Source organism: Kineococcus sp. TRM81007, assembly GCF_022669155.1.
GTDB lineage: Bacteria > Actinomycetota > Actinomycetes > Actinomycetales > Kineococcaceae > Kineococcus.
Genome location: NZ_JALBVB010000056.1, coordinates 198,782 through 215,614, shown reverse-complemented (window position 1 = coordinate 215,614; position 16,833 = coordinate 198,782). Strand labels below are relative to the sequence as shown.

The window sequence follows — 16,833 nt, the reverse complement described above, 5'->3', positions numbered from 1 at the left end:
ACCCGCCGCGTCGGGGCGTGGTCCCGGCGGGCGGGGGGTCAGTTGCGCCGCCCCAGGGCGTTGTCCAGGAACGACGCGCCACCCACGTGGAACAGGTCCGTCGAGCGCACGTCGGGCTCCTCGCCCGCCGTCAGCACGAGCCCGGCGTGCTCCTCGGAGTCGTCCCGCGGGTGGTAGCCGATCGCCTCGCCCTCGGCGAGGCTGAACCAGCCGCGGGTGTTGCGGGAGACGCCCCACACGACGGTGTACCCGGCGGTGGTGTCGGTGACGGAGGCCTCCAGCAGCCGGACGCAGTCGTCGGGCGACAGCCACGTCGACAGCCCCCGCACTCCGAGGCGGCCCGGGTCGGGGAAGCAGCTGCCGATGCGCAGCGCGCACACCTGCAACCCGTGGTGGTCGCTGTAGAGCCGCCCCAGCGCCTCGATCGCCGCCTTGCTCCAGCCGTAGTAGCTGTCGGGGCGCACCGGCGCGTCGGCGGGCAGGTACCCGTCCACCGCCTCGTCGCGGCTGCGGTACCCGACGGCGTGGTTGCTGGAGGCGAGGACGACGCGGCGCACGCCGCGGCGCACGGCGGCCTCGAGGAGGTTGCGGGTGCCGTCGACGTTGACCGACAGCACCTCCTGCCACGGCGCCTCGCGGCTGATGCCGCCGAGGTGGACGACGGCGTCCACGCCCTCCAAGGCGGCTTCGAGCGCGTCCGGGTCGGTGACCGACAGCGTCGCCCACCGCACCTCACCCGCACCGGCGGGGGCTGCGGGCGGCGGGTCGGGCACGTGCAGGTCGGTCAGGGTGAGGACGCGGCCCGGGGCGGCGAGCCGGGGGGCCACGAGGGTGCCCACGGTGCCGGCGGCTCCGGTGACCAGGACGTGCTGCGGGGCGGCGCTCACGCGGGACCCTCCGGCGGCGGGGTGGGCATCGACGACCTCCTCGGCGGGGAAACGGTTGCCCGGCAGCCTAGCGGCGGCCACCGCCCCGCCCCGGGACGCCCGGTTGCGGGGCGCGGGGGCCCCACCTAGCGTGCGCGAGGGGTCGAGACCGGGCCCGCCCGCGCGGTCCACGCCGCCGACCGGAGGGACGGATGACGGGACCGAGGACGTGCCCCGCGGCGCCGGTGGGTGCGGCTCCCTCAGCCGTGGCCGGCAGCGCCGTCCACGGGCGGGCGGCGGGTGCGCCGCTTGTGCGAGCCGTCGCAGAACGGCGCTTCGGCGCTGCGACCGCAGCGGCACAGCGCCACCGTCTTCCGGCCCGGCTCCAGCGGGGAGCCGTCGCCGTCCAGCAGCGTCACCGGCCCGCGCAGCAGCAGCGGCCCACCGGGGCAGACGGTGACCGTGACGTCGTCGGCCCGGCCGGCGGCGGGTGCGGCGGCGGGAGCGCTCTGGGGTTCCACACCGGCCTTCCTACCCATCGGCACGGCCCGGCGCACGTGCGCGCCGGCGCCGCCCCCGCGGCAGGCGCCTGGGGCCCTCCGCGCACCCGCACCCCCCGAGACGAGGACAGGACGCCCCGATGACCGCGACCACCCCCACCGACGGCCTGGCCGTGACCACCACCGGAACCCCCACCGGCACCCCCGCGGCTCGGTCCGCGGTGGACCCCTCCGGCGCCCCCGGCCGCCTGCCGCTTCCGCCCGCGCGCGGTGAGCTCAGCGCGGCGCTGCTGCGCCACCTGCGCGCCGAGCCCGCCGCCCCCACCGCGGCGGACCTGCGCGACCTGGCCGCCCGCGCGGCCGGCGGGGACGTCCTGCGCGACGAGGACGCGCAGCTGGCGCTGTTCCTGATGTACGAGCTGCACTACCGCGGCCTGGAGGGCGTCGACGACGCCCTGGAGTGGGACCTGGGTCTGCTCGGCGTGCGCGAGGTGCTGGAGGGCCCGTTCGAGGCGGCGGTGCGCGCCCTCGTCGAGGTGCCGGAGGTCCCGGTGGAGGACGTCGCCGAGACGCTGTTCGCGATGGCGGCGGCCGACGACGGCCCGGGCGTCAGCGCGTTCCTGCAGCGGCACGCCACCCTGGAGCAGGTGCGCGAGTTCCTCGTGCACCGCTCGATCTACCACTTGAAGGAGGCCGACCCGCACACGTGGGCCGTGCCGCGGCTGGCGGGCGGGCCGAAGGCGGCGCTGGTGGAGGTGCAGGCCGACGAGTACGGCGGCGGCCGCCCGGAGCGGATGCACTCGGCGCTGTTCGCCCGCACGATGCGCGCCGCCGGGCTGGACGACGCCTACGGCCGCTACCTGCCGTCGGTGCCCGCCACCACCCTGGTGGGCACGAACGCGATGTCCCTGTTCGGGCTGCACCGCCGCCTGCGCGGGGCGATCGTCGGGCACCTGGCGGTGTTCGAGATGACGTCGTCGCTGCCGAACAAGGCCTACGGCAACGGGCTGCGCCGGCTGGGTTTCGACGCCGACGCCACCTGGTTCTTCGACGAGCACGTGCAGGCCGACGCCGTCCACGAGCAGATCGCCGGCCGGGACCTGGCCGGGGCGCTGGCCCGGCGCGAACCGGAGCTCGCGGCCGACGTGCTGTTCGGCGCGGCGGCGTGCCTGGCGCTGGACGCGCTGGCCGGCGAGCAGCAGCTGGCCTCCTGGGAGCGGGGGCGGACCTCGCTGCTGGTGCCGTGGGCGTGAGCGCGCCCCGGGGTCCCGCGATCGCCCCCGCGGGAACCCGGCACACCGCCGAGCACGGCGCCGAGTACGTGGTGCCGCTGCGCTGGGACGGGCGCCCGGACGGCGAGGTGGCGGAGATGGGCTCGTACCTGCGTTCCCTGACCCGTCTGCTCGACGTCACGGTCGTCGACGGTTCCGGCGAGGAGGACTTCGCCCGCCACGCGCGCGCATGGCGGGGCACCGGCGCCCGGCACGTGCGTCCGCAGCCGTGGCCGGGCCGCAACGGCAAGGTCGCCGGGGTCGTCACCGGGGTCCTCGCGTCGCGCCACGAGCTCGTCGTCGTGGCCGACGACGACGTGCGCTACGGGCCGGCGGAGCTGCGCGCGGTGCTGGGCGCGCTGGCCGCCGCGGACGCCGTGCGCCCCCAGAACGTGTTCTCCCCCGCACCCTGGCACGCGCGCTGGGACACCGCCCGCTCCCTGGTGAACCGTGCGTTCGGCGCGGACTACCCGGGCACGATCGCGGTGCGCCGCAGCACCTTCGAGGCGATGGGCGGTTACGACGGGGACGTGCTCTTCGAGAACCTGCAGATGCTGCGCACCGTGGAGGCGGCCGGGGGCCGCGTCGTCGCGGCGTCGGGCGTGTACGTGCGCAGGCTGCCCCCGACGGCTCGGCACTTCGCCGGGCAGCGGGTCCGGCAGGCGTACGACGACTTCGCCCAGCCGTGGCGGCTGGCGGTGGAGGCGTCCTGGCTGCCGCTGCTGGCGCTGGCCGCGGTGCGCGGGCGGGGACGGGCGGCCGTGGGCCTGGGTGCTCTGACCGCGGTGGCGGTGGCGGAGGTGGGGCGGCGCCGGCACGGCGGGCGGGCGCACTACCCGCCCACCGCGGCGCTGTGGGCGCCGCTGTGGGCGGCCGAGCGCGCGGTGTGCGTCTGGGCGGCCATCGGGGCCCGGGCGCGCGGCGGCGTGCGGTACGCCGGGGGCCGGGTACCGCACGCCGCGAAGCCGGCCGTGCCGGCGGGGGTGGGCCGCGTCAGCGGCGCGGCTGCGCCGGGTTCGTCGGCACGCCCTGCGACGGCGGGTTGATCGGCGGGGCGTCGGTGCCGCCCAGCGACGGCCCCTGCGGTGCGGGGGCGTGCTCGGGCTGGGTACCGGCGGGGTTCCCGCCGGACGGCTCGGCGCCGGCCGCGAGCTGGTCCGCCCGGGCCCGCAGGACCGTCAGCACCGGTTCCCGCGCCCCGTGGGCCTCCTCGTAGACGATGAGGTCGCCCAGGGCGGCCGCGTCCAAGGAGCGGATGCGGTCGGTGAGGGTCGCCAGCGGCAGGTGGTCGTAGTCCGGCACGGGCAGCGTCGCACGCTCGTCGGTGCTCACGGTGTTCCCTTCGTCGAGTTCCCGGGAGCGGTGCCCCGGGGTTGCGGCCGCGGTCGCCGGTCAGCGCTCCGAGGCGGGCAGTTCCACGCGGCGCGGCAGGATCAGGCCGAGCAGGATCATCCCCACGGCGAGGACCAGGTGCAGCCAGTCGTCGGCGTCGTTCAGCGGCACGAAGTTGGCCTGGCTCTCCTCGGCGACGACGAGGCCGTAGATCCACAGCACGGCGTACACGAGGCCGCCGGCGATGAGGTAGCTGCGCGCGGCGCCGGCCGCCTTGGCCGCGATGAGCCCGACGACGCCGAGCCCGAGGTGCAGCAGGTTGTGCAGGATCGAGACCATGAAGATGCCCAGCAGCATGGCCTCGGAGTCGGGGCCGGCCCACTCGAGCTGGTCGTAGTTCGTCGTGATCCCGGGGATGAACCCCATGATCCCGACGAGGACGAACACCGCTCCGACGACGAGCGCACCGGTCTGCACCGGGGATCGGCGCGTGGTGCGGTTGGCGTCCACGCTGTTCTTGGTTCTCGTAGCCATGTCGAGCTCCTCCGGTTCGCGGGCCCCGCGCTTCCGCGGGGCGTACGAGGCGCGTTCTGGACCTCCCTCTCCACGGTAGGCAGCCGTGCACCGGCGGCAACTCGGGCGGGATCACAGTCGGGTCACGGCAGCGACGGGGCGGTGTCGCAGGGTGCTGGGAGGGTGGGGGCGTGAGCAGCTCCTCCCGGACCACCGACCCCGCCGTCCTGACGCGCACCCTGACGAGCGCCGTGCGGGCGCTCGCCGCCGACGACGGCGGGGCCTTCGAGGACGCGGGTGCCGCGCTGGCGGCCTTCGACGCCGAGGCGGCCCGCACGGTGCTGGGGTGGCTGCTGCGGGGGGCGCTGGAGGAGCTGCACCCGGACGGCCTGGACGCGGACGACCTGCGCGCGGTGGTGGAGCGCTGCGCGCGCTCGGCCCCGGCCTGGTTCACCGGTCTGGACCCGCACCTGCTGGTGCTGGCGCTGACCGGGGCGCTCGGTGAGCACCCGGAGGTCGCGGAGACGCCCCGGGCGCCGCACGAGGCGGTGCTGCGGCACGCGCTGCTGCTCGTGGCCGACCTCGTGGCCGCCACCCGCCGGCCGCTGTCGCGCCACGTGGAGGCGGCGCTGGCGGAGGTGCGCCGCGCGGAGACCGTGGAGATGCCCTGAGGCGGCGCCTCGCGCGGGCGCACCCGGGCGGAGGGGGGACCACGTCGCGGCGCGAGGGGCGTTGACGCGGCCCCCCCGGTGGTGGTGCACTTCTCTCATACGTACTACTAGTACGTATGAGGCCACGACGACGTGGAGGACCCTTGCCCAGCAGCACCCGGCCCAGCCAGCGGGACATCGCCCGCGTGGCACAGGTCTCCCAGGCCGCGGTCTCCCTCGTCCTCAACGGCAAGGCCGGCGAGAAGGGCATCGCCCCGGCCACCCAGGAGAAGATCCGCGCGGCGATGGCCTCGCTGGGCTACGTGCCCAACGCCGCGGCCCGCTCCCTGCGCGGCGGGCGCAACGGGCTCATCGGGGTGCACACCTTCGAGAGCGTCTTCCCCGTCGCGGCCGACGACTACTACCACGAGTTCCTCGTCGGCATCGAGGAGCAGGCCGTCGCGCAGGGCCAGGACCTCGTGCTCTTCGCCTCGACGCAACTGCCCGACGGCACCCGCAGCGTCTACGGCAGGGGCTCGAACCGCCTGCGCCTGACCGACGGCGCCGTCGTGCTGGGCCGTGAGCGCAACGAGGACGAGATGGAGCGCCTGGCGCTGGAGGGGTTCCCCTTCGTCCTGATCGGCAACCGCGCGGGTGCCGTCACGCCCGTGCCGTACGTGGCGGCGGACTACACCGCCGCCGTCGCGGAGGTCCTGCGCGCCCTGGCCGCGGCCGGGCACCGGCGCACCGCCTACCTCGGCATGGCGGCGCGCCGCAGGCCGCAGGAGGAGCGCCTGCGCGCCTTCCTCGCCCTCGTGCCGGGCGCCGCGCTGGCCTCCTCCACCCCCCACCTCGTCGAGGCGGGAACCGTCACGGGCGAGTGGGTGGACCAGCAGCTCGCGCTCGGGACCACGGCGTTCGTCGTGGAGACGCCCGAGCACGCCGGCGAGCTGGCCGACCTCCTGAGCGCCCGGGGCCTGCGCGTGCCGGCGGACGTCTCGGTGGCCTGCCTGGACGTGCCGGCCCCCGGTTCGGCGGCGCTGGGCTGGAGCCACGTGGCCGTGGCCCGGCGCGCCATGGGTGCGCGCGCCGTGCGGGTGCTGCTGGGCCTGCTCGAGGGCGACGTGCCGCCCACCCACGTCGACGTCGTGCCGTGCCTGCCCCTGCGCGGCAGCAGCATCGGCGCCCCGCCCGGTCGCTGACCACGCCCCCCGGCCGAGCACCGTCCCTCCCCCTCCCGTCCTCCGCTCGCGACGACGCAAGCCTCATACGAATCAGGAGGAACCATGACCACCAACCACCGCCACACCCCCGGCCGCCGGGCCGTCCTCGGCGGCGCGCTCGGCGGCGCGCTCACCGGCCTGTCCGCCTGCGCCTTCACCGGCGACGGCTCGGCCGCGTCGGGCGGCGCAGGGCCCTCGGGCCCGGCCGACCACCTCGTCGTGTGGTTCCCCGGGACGAACCAGACCGAGATCGACCTGGTCACCGGCGAGATCGTGCCCGCGTTCGAGGAGCGCACCGGCGCCACCGTCGACGTCACCTACCTCGACTGGGGTGACATGTCCACCAAGCTCAACGCGGCGTTCGCCGCCGGCACCGCACCGGACGTCTTCGGGCACGGCCCGGCCGCCGTGGCGGACTTCGCCGTCAACGACCGCCTGGAGGACCTGGGCCCCTACCTGGAGCTGCTGGAGCCCGCCGACCTGGAGGACATGGACGCGGCGCTGCCCGGCGGGCGCGTCGACGGCACCCAGTACCTCGTCCCCCTGTCCATCCAGGGCAGCCTCATCGCCTACCGCGCGGGCGACTTCCGGGAGGCCGGCCTGGACCCGGACGACCCGCCGCGGACCTGGGAGGACCTGCTGGAGGTGGCGCGGCGGCTGACGGTGCGGGACGGCGCGGGCACGATCACGCGCAGCGGGCTGCTGCTCATGAGCGACGCCATCGGCCGGCAGCAGTCCTTCGCCGCGCTGCTCGCCTCCGCCGGGGGCCGCCAGGTGGACGGCACCTCGCCCGCCACGGCCGCCTTCGACTCACCGGCCGGCGCCACCGCGCTGGACTACCTCGTGACGCTCTTCGCCGGGGACCCCGCCGTGGCGGCCGACCTGGGCCAGAACTACTCCGACCTCCCCCCGGAGCAGCAGCCCCTGGTCACGGGCCGGGCCTCCATGACGATGAGCACCGCGGTCAGGGCGCAGTCCATGCACGACGCGCACCCGGAGCTGGACCTGCGCGTGATGCAGCCGCTGGCGTTCAGCGGCGGTGAACCCGGTGTGCTCGGCGGCGCCGGCCCGGGCCTGATGATCAACAAGGACTCCGCGGCCAAGGAGCTCGCCTGGGAGTTCATCAGCCACCTGCTGCAGCCGGAGGTCTCCGGCGAGTACACCCGGGGCATCGGCGCCATCCCCGTGCGCGCGTCCTCCGTCGACGACCCGTACGTGCAGGGATCGCCCGTCATGACGGCGTTCGTCCAGGCGGCGGACGCCTGGGTGCCCAACCCCAACGTCCCCGGGTGGGTGCAGGCGCGCGACACCCTCTCGGGCTTCCTCGAGCAGGCGCTCAACGAGCGGCTCACCCCCGAGGAGGCGCTCGCGCAGGCCGCCCCGGCCGTCGACGAGGTCCTGGCCAAGGCCGCCCGGGCCGGTGGCGCCTGATGGCGGCCGTCACCGCCCCCGCCGCGGGGACGGCGTCCGCCGCCGCGGAGGGGCGGCGCGACCGGAGGAGCCGGCGGAACCGGACCCGGTGGATCGGCGTGGCGTTCGTCGCACCGGCCGCCCTGTACCTGCTCGTCTTCCAACTGGTGCCGGTGCTGTACGGGGTGGCGCTGAGCCTCACCGAGTACTCCCCGCTCAGCCGCGGGGCACCGCGGCCGGTCGGGCTGGCGAACTACGCCGCGCTGCTGGACGACCCCGAGTTCGGGCAGGCGCTGCTCGTGACCGGGCGGTACGTGCTGATGGTGCTGCCGCTCACCGTGGCGATCGCGCTCGGCCTGGCACTGCTGGCCAACCGCCCGTTCCGGGGCGTCGGTGCCTTCCGCTCGGCGCTGTACGTGCCGCACATCGTCTCCCTGACCGTCGTCAGCATGGTCTGGCTGTGGATGTACAGCCCCGACGGGCTGTTCAACGAGTGGCTCACCGGGCTCGGGCTGCCGGAGCAGCGCTGGCTGCTGCAGGAGGACAGCGCCCTGGCGGCCGCGTCCGCGATGCGCGTGTGGAAGGCGCTGGGGAGCAACATGGTCCTGCTGCTGGCGGGCCTGCAGGGAATCCCGCGGGAGCTGTACGAGGCGGCGTCGATGGACGGCGCCGGCGCGTGGAACAGGTTCCGCTACGTGACGCTCCCGGGCCTGCGCCCGATGCTGACCTACGTGGTGGCGATGGACATCGTCTACCTGGCTCAGGGGTTCGCCGAGATCTACGTCCTCACCCAGGGCGGCCCGCTCGGCTCCACCACGACGGTCAACTACCTCATCTACACCGAGGCGTTCCAGTACAACAGCTTCGGGTCGGCCTCCGCCATGGCGTTCGTCCTGTTCGCCCTCATCGTCTCCTTCTCGGGACTGGCCGTCAGGGGCATCTCCGGGAGGAAGTCGTGAGCACCACGAGCACACCGGCCCGCACCGCCCCCCGCGCAGCGGCCGCCGGCCGAGGGCCGGGCAGGCGCGGTGCGGGGGTGACGAACGTCGTCCTGCTGGCGACGGCCACCGTCCTCGTCCTGATCCCCTTCCTGTGGGTGGTCAGCCTCGCGTTCACACCCACCGAGGACGCCTTCGGCGCCCCGCAGCTGATCCCCGAGGACCCCACGCTGGGCAACTTCGGCACCGCGTGGGACGCGAACCTCGGGCAGGCTCTGTGGAACACCTCCGTGGTCACGGTCGTCGCCGTGCTGACGAACGTCGTGTTCGCCACGGCCGCCGGGTACGCGTTCGCGATGCTCCCGTTCCGGGGCAGCACCGCGCTGTTCTACGGCCTCGTCTCGACCGCCGCGATCCCGGTGTCGGTGACGCTCATCCCGCTCTTCCTCATGGCCAAGCAGTTCCCCCTCGCCGGTGGCAACGACCTGCTCGGCCACGGCGGCAGCGGCCTGCTGGACTCCCTCGGCGGCGTGGTCCTGCCGTACGTCATCGGACCGATGAACATCTTCCTGGCGCGGCAGTACTTCTCCGCGGCGAACTCCGACCTCGCCGAGGCCGCCCGCATCGACGGGGCCGGCGAGGTGCGCATCTTCACCCGCATCTACCTGCCGCTGGCGAAACCGCTGCTGGCCGTCGTCTCGATCTTCGCCTTCACCGGGGTGTGGGACGACTTCCTGTGGCCGCTGGTCGTTACCAGCTCCGCCGAGACGCAGACCGTCCAGCTCGCTCTCGCACGCTTCCTGACGAGCGGCAACGTGCAGTACGGCCCGCTGATGGCCGGGGCCGTGCTCATCACCCTGCCGGTGCTCGCGGTGTTCCTCTTCAACCAGCGGGCGTTCGTCTCCGGCCTGACCGACGGGAGCGTGAAGGGGTGAGGACGCTCGAAGCCGACCTCCTCGTCCTCGGCGGCGGCCTGGGCGGCGTCGCCGCCGCGCTGACCGCCGCCCGGCTCGGGCACCGCGTCGTCCTCGTCGAGCGCTCGGGCTGGCTGGGGGGCCAGCTGACCACCCAGGCCGTGCCGCCGGACGAGCACCAGTGGATCGAGGGTGAGCACTCCTCCCCCGCCTACCGCCGGCTCCGCGAGCTCGTGCGCGAGCACTACCGGCGCACCTACCCGCTGCTGCCCCGGGCCGCGGCCGACCCGACGCTCAACCCCGGCCTGGGGTACGTCTCCCGGCTGTGCTGCGAACCGCGCGTCGCGGCGCTGGCCGTGGAGGAGCTGCTGTCTCCGGCGCAGGGCGCGGGGCTGCTCACGGTGCTGCGACGCACCGCCCTCACCGCCGTGCAGCGCGACGGGGAGCGCATCGGCGAGGTGCTCGTGCACGACCTCGCCGACGGCCGGCCGACCCGCCTGCTCGCCCCCCTCGTCGCCGACGCGACCGAGCTCGGCGACGTGCTGGAGCTGGCCGGGGTCGAGCACGTCGTCGGGGCCGAGGCGCGCTCGCGGACCGGCGAGCCGCACGCGCCCGAGGTCGCCGACCCGATGGACCAGCAGGCGGTCACCTGGTGCTGCGCGCTGGAGTTCCGCGCCGGCGAGGACCACACCGTGGAGCGCCCGGCCGGGTACGAGCACTGGCGCACCGCGCACGACCCGCGCTGGCCGGGACCGCAGCTGTCCTTCGACGACGTGGTCCCGGAGACCCTCGCCCGCCGCACCAGGCCGTTGTTCGCCGCTGACCCGATCCTGGGCGAGCAGCGCCCGCAGCGCGACCTGTGGCAGTACCGTCGCCTGCTCGCCAGGACCCACCTCGACCCCTCCTTCGCCGGTGGCGAGGTGACGTGCGTGAACTGGCCGCAGACCGACTACTGGGAACTGCCCCTGCTGGGCGTGGACGCGGCAACGCGCGAACGCGCCCTGGCCGGCGCGCGCGAGCTCACCCTGAGCTTCGTGCACTGGCTGCAGACGGAGGCGCCGCGCCACGACGGCGGCACCGGTTACCCCGAGCTGCGGCTGCGCGGGGACGTCACCGGCACCGCGGACGGTCTGGCCCAGGAGGTGTACGTCCGCGAGTCCCGGCGCGTCCTCGCGGAACGGACCGTCACCGAGCTGGACGTCGGCCGCCTGGCGCGCGGCGACGGCGCCGGGTCCGCGGAGTTCACCGACTCCGTGGGCATCGGCTACTACCGCATCGACCTGCACCCGTCGACGTCCGGGCGCACCTACGTGGACATCGACTGCTTCCCCTTCCAGGTGCCCCTGGGGGCCCTGCTGCCGCGCGACGTGGTCAACCTGCTGGCGGCGGCCAAGAACATCGGAACCACGCACGTCACCAACGGCGCCTACCGCCTGCACCCCGTGGAGTTCACGATCGGCGAGGCCGTCGGGGCGCTCGCCGCCTACTGCGCGGAGCACGGTGCAGCACCGTCGCAGGTGCGTGCCGACCCCGCCCACCTGGAGCGGTACCAGGGGTTGTTGTCCGGCACGCTCGGCGTCCCGCTCGCCTGGCCCGAGGAGATCCGCCGGTTCTCCGCCACCCACGACGTCGCCCACGTCACCGTCCCCTCCTGAGGAGAGCCAGTGCACCGCAGCACCGATCGACAGGTCCGCCAGCCGGACGTCCTCGTCGTCGGCGGTGGGACCGGGGGCGTCGCCGCCGCCCTGGCCGCCGCCGGCGCCGGCGCCCGCGTCCTGCTCACCGAGGAGACCACCTGGGTCGGCGGGCAGTTCACCAGCCAGGCCGTCCCGCCCGACGAGCACCCGTGGATCGAGCAGTTCGGCTGCACCCGCAGCTACCGGCGGCTGCGCGAGGGGATCCGGCAGCACTACCGCACCTGGTACCCGCTGCGGGCCGACGCCGCCCGCCGTCCCGACCTCAACCCGGGTGCCGGGCGCGTCAGCAAGCTGTGCCACGAGCCGAGGGTCGCGCTCGCCGTCCTGCACGCGATGCTGGGCCCGCTCGTGGCCGCGGGGCGCCTGGAGGTCGCCCACCGCACCCGGGCCCGCGCGGTGCACGTCGACGGCGACCGCGTCACCGCCGTCACGCTCACCGACCTCGACACCGGCGCCGAGCGCACCGTCGAGGCCGCCTACGTCCTGGACGCCACCGAGGGCGGCGACCTGCTGGCCCTGGGCGGTGTCGAGCACGTCAGCGGTGCCGAGGCGCGCTCCGAGCACGGCGAGCCGCACGCCCCGGACGTCGCCGACCCGGCGGACCAGCAGGGCATCACGGTGACGTTCGCGGTCTCCCACCACGCCGGGGAGGACCACACCGTCGAACGCCCGCGCGACTACGGGACCTGGCGCAGCTACGCCCCCGCGCACTGGGGCGGGCCGCTGCTGTCGATGACCGCACCGGACCCGCGGACCCTGGAGCGGGTGCAGCGCACCTTCGCGCCCAACCCCGACGGGGACCCGCTGACCGAGCGGGCGGACCAGTCCAAGGACCCCGGCGACAAGGACCTGTGGCGCTTCCGGCGGCTGCTCGCCCGCGGCATGCACGAGCCCGGCGCCTTCGACTCCGACGTGGTGCTCGTCAACTGGCCGATGAACGACTACTGGGAGCTGCCGTGGGCCGTCGACGACCCGGCGGCGCGCGCGGCGGCCGAGGACGGCGCCCGCCAGCTGTCGCTGTCGCTGCTGCACTGGCTGCAGACGGAGCTGCCCAACCCCGACGGGTCCACGGGGCTGCCGGGCCTGCGGATCCGCCCCGACGTGACGGGGACCCCCGACGGCCTGGCGATGGCGCCCTACGTGCGCGAGTCGCGCCGGATCCGGGCGGTGCGCACCGTCACCGAGAACGACGTCGCCCTGGACGTCGTCGGACCCGGCGGCGGCACCCGCCACGAGCAGCCGGTGGGGGTGGGCAGCTACCGCATCGACCTGCACCCCTCCACCGGCGGGCGCGGCTACGTCGACGTCGCCAGCGTGCCGTTCGAGATCCCGCTCGGCGCGCTCCTGCCGGTCCGGGTGGAGAACCTGCTGCCCGCGGCGAAGGACCTGGGGACCACGCACGTGACCAACGGGTGCTTCCGGCTGCACCCGGTGGAGTGGAACGTCGGGGAGGTCGCCGGGCACCTCGCGGCGTTCGCCGTGCGCACCGGCCGCACGCCGCGGCAGGTGCAGGCGTCCTCGGAGGCGTTCGAGGAGTTCGCGGCCGTCCTGGACCGGGCCGGCGTCGAACGGCGCTGGCCCGACCTGAGCGGCTACTGACGGGGCTCGACGAACAGCTCCAGCCCGCCGCGCGGGCGCAGGGAGACCAGCGCCTCGACCTGCGCGCGCCGGCCGGGCACCGGACGCACCGCGCGGTCGCGCAGCAGAGCCGCCAGCACGAGCACCTCCTCCACGAGTGCCAGGTCGCGGCCGATGCACTGGCGCGGCCCCGCCCCGAAGGGCACGTAGGCGTCCCGGCGCGGGGCGTCGAGGAACCGCTCGGGGCGGAACTGCTCCGGGCTCGGCCACACCTGCGGGTGCCGGTGCAGCGCCCAGGTGCTGACGACGACGAGCGTGCCGGCGGGCACGGGCACCCCGGCGAGCACGTCGTCGGCCAGCGCCCGCCGGGTGATCACCCACGCCGGCGGGTACAGCCGCAGCGCCTCGTCGACCACGGCGCGCGCGTACCGCAACCGGGGCAGGTCGTCCCAGCCCGGTTCGCGGGCCGCCCCGGGCGAGCCCAGCACGGCCGCCAGCTCCGCCTGCAGGCGGCGCTGCACGGACGGCTCGCGCGCCAGCAGGTCCAGCGTCCACGTCAGGGAGGACGCCACCGTCTCGTGGCCGGCGACGACGAACGTGACCAGCTCGTCGCGCACCTCCTGCGCGTCCATCCCGGCGTTGAGCATGAGGCCGACGACGTCCGCGGCGTCCGGCGCGACGCCCCGCTCCCGCCGCTCGGTGAGGACCCGCCCGCACACCTCGTCGATCTCGGCCACCCGCGCGGCCAGCGCCCGCCGCGAGCGCGTGGGCCAGCTCGACGGCACCGGGGAGGCGGCGCGCGCCACCACCAGCTCCAGCGCCTCCCCCACCGCGTCCACCAGGCGCGGGGCGACGCCGGAGAGGTCCGCGTCGGCCAGGGTGCGGCCCACGACCTCCAGGGAGGCGCGTGAGACGGCGCCGACGACGTCCAGCGGCCGGCCGGGCGCCAGCGCGTCCACCTCGGCGCGCAGCGACCGGGCGGCGGCGACGGCGTGGCCGGCCACGGAGTCCAGGGAGCCGTGGTGGAACGCCGGCTGCACCGTGCGCCGGTGCCGCCGCCACGTCGGCCCGTCCCCGGCGAGCAGCCCGGGACCGGTCACCGAGGCCAGGGCGGTGTACTGCACGGTCGCCTTGCCGTAGCCGCGGGCGTTGTCGACGAGCACGCGGCGCACGCCCGCCGGGTCGTTGAGGACCAGCACGGGCGTGCGCGGCAGCGGGATCGCCGCGGTGTCGCCGTGGCGGCGCACCACGCCGGCGAGGAACTCGTGCGGGGCGCGCATGATGCCGGGCACGGCGCGCACCATGTCCCACGGCAGCGGCCCGCCGGTGGCCAGCGGCGTGTACCGGGCGTTGCGGCGCGGCGGCGCGGGTCGCTCCGGCGGTCCGGCGGTGGCTGCGCCCGGGGGCTCGGGGTTCAGAGGTACAGCCCGGTCTGGCCGTCCTCCACGCGGGGGGCGGCGACGGCGTGCAGGTCGCGCTCGCGCAGCAGGACGTACCCCTTGCCGGTCAGCTCCACCTCGGCCTTGTCCTCCGGGTCGAACAGGACGCGGTCGCCGGTCTGCACCTGCCGCACGTGCGGGCCCACCGCCATCACCGACGCCCACGCCAGGCGGCGCCCCACGGCGGCGGTGGCGGGGATGACGATGCCCGCCGAGGACTTCCGCTCGCCGCTGTCGTCGGCGGCCACCAGCACGCGGTCGTGCAGCATGCGGACGGGCAGTCGGGAGGCGTCGGCGGGCGTGCTCACGGGCCGAACGGTAGCGCCCCCGCAGCCGGGTCGGCTCGGGGGCGCTGGGCGGTGCGGGACCGCCGGGGCGGGGTGCGTCAGCGGCGCCGGCTGCGCACCGCCCGCACCACCAGCAGGGTCGTCACGCCCAGCACCACCGCACCCACGGCCGCCAGGCGGCCGGTGCGCGGCGAGCCGTCGGGCGCCGTGGCGAACCCCAGCGCCTTCTCGCGGGCGGAGGCCAGTGCCCGCGCCTTGATCGCATCGGGCTGGAGCCGGTCGTTCAGCTCGTCGAGCGTGCCCGCGAGCTGCGCGCGCCGCAGCTCGATCTCGCGCTCCAGGGCGCGCGGGTCGCTCGTGGTGATCTCGGCCTTGCCGTCGCTGGCCGTCACGGCCACCTCCTGCCCGTCGCACGGGTCTGTCCAGCCGGGGACGCGTGCCGCCCCGGCGCCGGTTGTGCGCCGGCCCCGAAGGGGTCCGGCCGTCCGCCGAACCGTACCGGAGGTGCCCGCCGCGGACCCCCCGGGCGCACCCCTCGGCTCACCCGGTGCGCGCGGTCGCCGTTAGCGTGCGCGCATGAGCGCCCGACTCGCCGCCGGCGACCCCGCCCCCGACTTCACCCTCCCCGCCCACGACGGCAGCACCGTGACGCTGTCGCAGCTGCGCGGCGAGCACGTGGTCGTGTACTTCTACCCGGCCGCGATGACGCCCGGCTGCACGACGCAGGCGTGCGACTTCCGCGATTCCCTCGACGCGCTGAACGCCTCCGGCCACCGGGTGCTGGGCGTCTCGCCCGACCCGGTGGCGAAGCTGGCGGCGTTCGCCGAGCGCGACGGCCTGACGTTCCCGCTGCTGTCCGACACCGGCCACCAGGTGCTCGAGGCCTACGGGGCGTGGGGGGAGAAGACGAACTACGGCCGCACGTCGGTGGGGGTGATCCGCTCCACGGTCGTGGTGGGCCCCGCAGGTCGCGTCGCGCTGGCGCAGTACAACGTCCGCGCGGCGGGTCACGTGGCGAAGCTGCGCCGCGACCTGGGCCTGGACGCGACCTGAGCGGCTGCGGGGGCCGGTCGCTGGGCTAGGCTCTCCGGGTCGCGAGCGGGAGTGGTGTAACTGGCAGCCACGCAGGATTTAGGTTCCTGTGCCTCCGGGCGTGCGGGTTCGAGTCCCGCCTCCCGCACCGTCGTCGCCGCGCAGGGGTGCGCGGTGCCGCCACCCCCGCCCCCGCCCCGTGGTCACCCGGCGCTCAGGCGACCGACCCGGCCCGCTCCAGCAGCCGCCCGGTGTAGCGGGCGATCTCCCGCGGCCCCGAGCGGGGTGCGGCGGCGTCCACGGCGGCGTTGTAGTTGGTGTTCGTGTTGACGTCGTAGGTGACGACCCGGCCGTCGGCGGTGGTGATCGACTCGATGCCGGCGACCTCGATGCCGTTGCGCCGCAGGAACTGCGCGTAGCGCTCCAGCACGGGGTGGTCGAAGCCCTCGTGCAGGGAGAAGATCGTCTCCCCCGGTTCCTGGGCGACGGTCGCGCCCGGCGGCAGCACGGGCCGGCCGGTGTCGGGGTCGACGGCGCACGCGTCGGCCGGGCACAGCTGGAACCCGCCGCGCGCGGTGTCGGCGCGCAGCGCGTACAGGAACTCCCCGCCCACGAACTCCGCACGGGTGACGCTGTCGTCGGCGGAGGCGATGAACTCCTGCAGCAGCCACACCCCGTCGAACGGCTCCTCCAGCGCCCCGGAGGCGAGGGTGTCGGCGAACTCCTCGTAGCCGGAGAACCGCGCCACCCCCAGGCCCTTGCCGCCCTGGGAGTGCTTGGTGACGAACGGGCCGCCGAGGTCGGCGGCGAACCGCCGGGCCGCCGCGGCCAGGTCCGCCCCGACCACGGCGACGGTCCGGGGCACGTCGATCCCGGCCGCCGCCAGCGCCGTCAGCTGCGCGACCTTGCTGAGCTCCAGCTCCAGCACGGCCCGCCCGTTGACGGTGCGCGCCCCCGAGGCCTCCAGCCACGACAGCACCGCGCGGGTGTGGGCCACCGAGCTCGCGTGCCCACGGGTGTGCGCCGACGCGGACATGCGCGACCACCACACGCCCGGCGCGGGCGGCTCGGCGAGGTCGAGCACCCCGCCGTCCAGGACGTGCTCGACCAGCGGCACGCCCTCGGCGGCGAACGCCGCCGCGAACGGGGGCATCCACTCGGGGTTCTCGTGCAGGACGTGGAC

Annotated in this window: 18 protein-coding genes and 1 tRNA gene; 11 read left to right on the top strand and 8 right to left on the bottom strand. The window is 75.8% G+C overall.

Annotation, left to right across the window (positions count from 1 at the left end):
* Nucleotides 1-38 precede the first annotated feature (38 nt).
* Nucleotides 39-887 carry an NAD(P)-dependent oxidoreductase gene (locus MN205_RS15215; RefSeq protein WP_242128760.1) on the bottom strand — a complete coding sequence of 283 codons (849 nt, stop codon included), beginning with the start codon at nt 885-887 and terminating at the stop codon, nt 39-41.
* Nucleotides 888-1,126: 239 nt separating this feature from the next.
* Nucleotides 1,127-1,387 carry a CDGSH iron-sulfur domain-containing protein gene (locus tag MN205_RS15210; RefSeq protein ID WP_242128758.1) on the bottom strand — a complete coding sequence of 87 codons (261 nt, stop codon included), beginning with the start codon at nt 1,385-1,387 and terminating at the stop codon, nt 1,127-1,129.
* A gap of 119 nt (nt 1,388-1,506) precedes the next feature.
* On the opposite strand from MN205_RS15210, the gene MN205_RS15205 reads away from it, so the two are divergent.
* Together MN205_RS15205 and MN205_RS15200 are read left to right on the top strand one after the other, a co-directional pair.
* Nucleotides 1,507-2,619: an iron-containing redox enzyme family protein gene (locus MN205_RS15205; RefSeq protein ID WP_242128756.1), complete on the top strand. Its 1,113-nt coding sequence runs from the start codon at nt 1,507-1,509 to the stop codon at nt 2,617-2,619.
* The gene (locus MN205_RS15200; protein WP_242128754.1) at nt 2,616-3,683 is read left to right on the top strand and encodes a glycosyltransferase family 2 protein; all 1,068 of its coding nucleotides are present in this window, start codon (nt 2,616-2,618) and stop codon (nt 3,681-3,683) included. Before MN205_RS15205 ends, MN205_RS15200 begins: the two co-directional genes overlap by 4 nt.
* On the opposite strand, the gene MN205_RS15195 is transcribed toward MN205_RS15200, so the two are convergent.
* Both MN205_RS15195 and MN205_RS15190 read right to left on the bottom strand, forming a co-directional pair.
* Nucleotides 3,631-3,969: a hypothetical protein gene (locus tag MN205_RS15195; RefSeq protein ID WP_242128752.1), complete on the bottom strand. Its 339-nt coding sequence runs from the start codon at nt 3,967-3,969 to the stop codon at nt 3,631-3,633. The two genes, MN205_RS15200 and MN205_RS15195, sit on opposite strands and share 53 nt — an antisense overlap.
* A gap of 60 nt (nt 3,970-4,029) precedes the next feature.
* Nucleotides 4,030-4,503 carry a DUF4383 domain-containing protein gene (locus MN205_RS15190; protein WP_242128750.1) on the bottom strand — a complete coding sequence of 158 codons (474 nt, stop codon included), beginning with the start codon at nt 4,501-4,503 and terminating at the stop codon, nt 4,030-4,032.
* A 170-nt stretch (nt 4,504-4,673) separates the two neighbouring features.
* Here MN205_RS15190 and MN205_RS15185 point away from each other — a divergent pair, with 170 nt between their 5' ends.
* The 7 genes from MN205_RS15185 to MN205_RS15155 all read left to right on the top strand — a co-directional run bounded on the left by MN205_RS15185 (nt 4,674) and on the right by MN205_RS15155 (nt 12,913).
* Complete coding sequence (locus MN205_RS15185; RefSeq protein ID WP_242128748.1) at nt 4,674-5,153, top strand: hypothetical protein; 480 nt, start codon at nt 4,674-4,676, stop codon at nt 5,151-5,153.
* A gap of 143 nt (nt 5,154-5,296) precedes the next feature.
* Nucleotides 5,297-6,334: a LacI family DNA-binding transcriptional regulator gene (locus MN205_RS15180; RefSeq protein WP_242128746.1), complete on the top strand. Its 1,038-nt coding sequence runs from the start codon at nt 5,297-5,299 to the stop codon at nt 6,332-6,334.
* 84 nt (nt 6,335-6,418) lie between these two features.
* Entirely contained in the window at nt 6,419-7,786 is a 1,368-nt protein-coding gene (locus MN205_RS15175; protein WP_242128744.1) for an ABC transporter substrate-binding protein, read from the top strand.
* A 98-nt stretch (nt 7,787-7,884) separates the two neighbouring features.
* Nucleotides 7,885-8,724, top strand: coding sequence for a carbohydrate ABC transporter permease (locus MN205_RS15170; protein WP_242128742.1), 840 nt, complete (start codon nt 7,885-7,887; stop codon nt 8,722-8,724).
* Nucleotides 8,721-9,638 (top strand): carbohydrate ABC transporter permease, encoded by a 918-nt coding sequence (locus tag MN205_RS15165; protein ID WP_242128740.1) that lies wholly within the window; start codon nt 8,721-8,723, stop codon nt 9,636-9,638. The genes MN205_RS15170 and MN205_RS15165 overlap by 4 nt, the downstream gene beginning before the upstream one ends.
* The gene (locus MN205_RS15160; RefSeq protein WP_242128738.1) at nt 9,635-11,272 is read left to right on the top strand and encodes an FAD-dependent oxidoreductase; all 1,638 of its coding nucleotides are present in this window, start codon (nt 9,635-9,637) and stop codon (nt 11,270-11,272) included. Before MN205_RS15165 ends, MN205_RS15160 begins: the two co-directional genes overlap by 4 nt.
* Nucleotides 11,273-11,281: 9 nt before the next feature.
* Complete coding sequence (locus MN205_RS15155; RefSeq protein ID WP_242128736.1) at nt 11,282-12,913, top strand: FAD-dependent oxidoreductase; 1,632 nt, start codon at nt 11,282-11,284, stop codon at nt 12,911-12,913.
* Here the strand turns inward: MN205_RS15155 and MN205_RS15150 are convergent.
* From MN205_RS15150 to MN205_RS15140, 3 genes are all read right to left on the bottom strand, one after another.
* Nucleotides 12,907-14,208 (bottom strand): cytochrome P450, encoded by a 1,302-nt coding sequence (locus tag MN205_RS15150; protein ID WP_255820227.1) that lies wholly within the window; start codon nt 14,206-14,208, stop codon nt 12,907-12,909. The genes MN205_RS15155 and MN205_RS15150 overlap by 7 nt on opposite strands.
* Before the next feature lie 98 nt (nt 14,209-14,306).
* Nucleotides 14,307-14,600: a co-chaperone GroES gene (locus MN205_RS15145; RefSeq protein ID WP_255820226.1), complete on the bottom strand. Its 294-nt coding sequence runs from the start codon at nt 14,598-14,600 to the stop codon at nt 14,307-14,309.
* A 116-nt stretch (nt 14,601-14,716) separates the two neighbouring features.
* Nucleotides 14,717-15,010, bottom strand: a complete 294-nt coding sequence (locus MN205_RS15140; RefSeq protein ID WP_242128730.1) for a DUF3618 domain-containing protein — start codon at nt 15,008-15,010, stop codon at nt 14,717-14,719.
* Nucleotides 15,011-15,194: 184 nt separating this feature from the next.
* On the opposite strand from MN205_RS15140, the gene bcp reads away from it, so the two are divergent.
* Together bcp and MN205_RS15130 are read left to right on the top strand one after the other, a co-directional pair.
* Nucleotides 15,195-15,671, top strand: a complete 477-nt coding sequence (gene bcp, locus MN205_RS15135; RefSeq protein WP_242128728.1) for a thioredoxin-dependent thiol peroxidase — start codon at nt 15,195-15,197, stop codon at nt 15,669-15,671.
* A gap of 45 nt (nt 15,672-15,716) precedes the next feature.
* A tRNA-Leu gene (locus tag MN205_RS15130) sits at nt 15,717-15,798 on the top strand.
* Between the two features lie 66 nt (nt 15,799-15,864).
* Here the strand turns inward: MN205_RS15130 and MN205_RS15125 are convergent.
* Complete coding sequence (locus MN205_RS15125) at nt 15,865-16,803, bottom strand: alpha-L-glutamate ligase (RefSeq protein ID WP_255820224.1); 939 nt, start codon at nt 16,801-16,803, stop codon at nt 15,865-15,867.
* Nucleotides 16,804-16,833 lie beyond the last annotated feature (30 nt).

What these genes read in the sequence shown, in the direction of transcription:
- MN205_RS15145 (WP_255820226.1), bottom strand. Translation starts at nt 14,600, where the DNA reads ATGCTGCACGACCGCGTGCTGGTGGCCGCCGACGACAGCGGCGAGCGG.
- MN205_RS15190 (WP_242128750.1), bottom strand. Translation starts at nt 4,503, where the DNA reads ATGGCTACGAGAACCAAGAACAGCGTGGACGCCAACCGCACCACGCGC.
- bcp (WP_242128728.1), top strand. Translation starts at nt 15,195, where the DNA reads ATGAGCGCCCGACTCGCCGCCGGCGACCCCGCCCCCGACTTCACCCTC.
- MN205_RS15125 (WP_255820224.1), bottom strand. Translation starts at nt 16,803, where the DNA reads ATGCCCCCGTTCGCGGCGGCGTTCGCCGCCGAGGGCGTGCCGCTGGTC.
- MN205_RS15175 (WP_242128744.1), top strand. Translation starts at nt 6,419, where the DNA reads ATGACCACCAACCACCGCCACACCCCCGGCCGCCGGGCCGTCCTCGGC.
- MN205_RS15205 (WP_242128756.1), top strand. Translation starts at nt 1,507, where the DNA reads ATGACCGCGACCACCCCCACCGACGGCCTGGCCGTGACCACCACCGGA.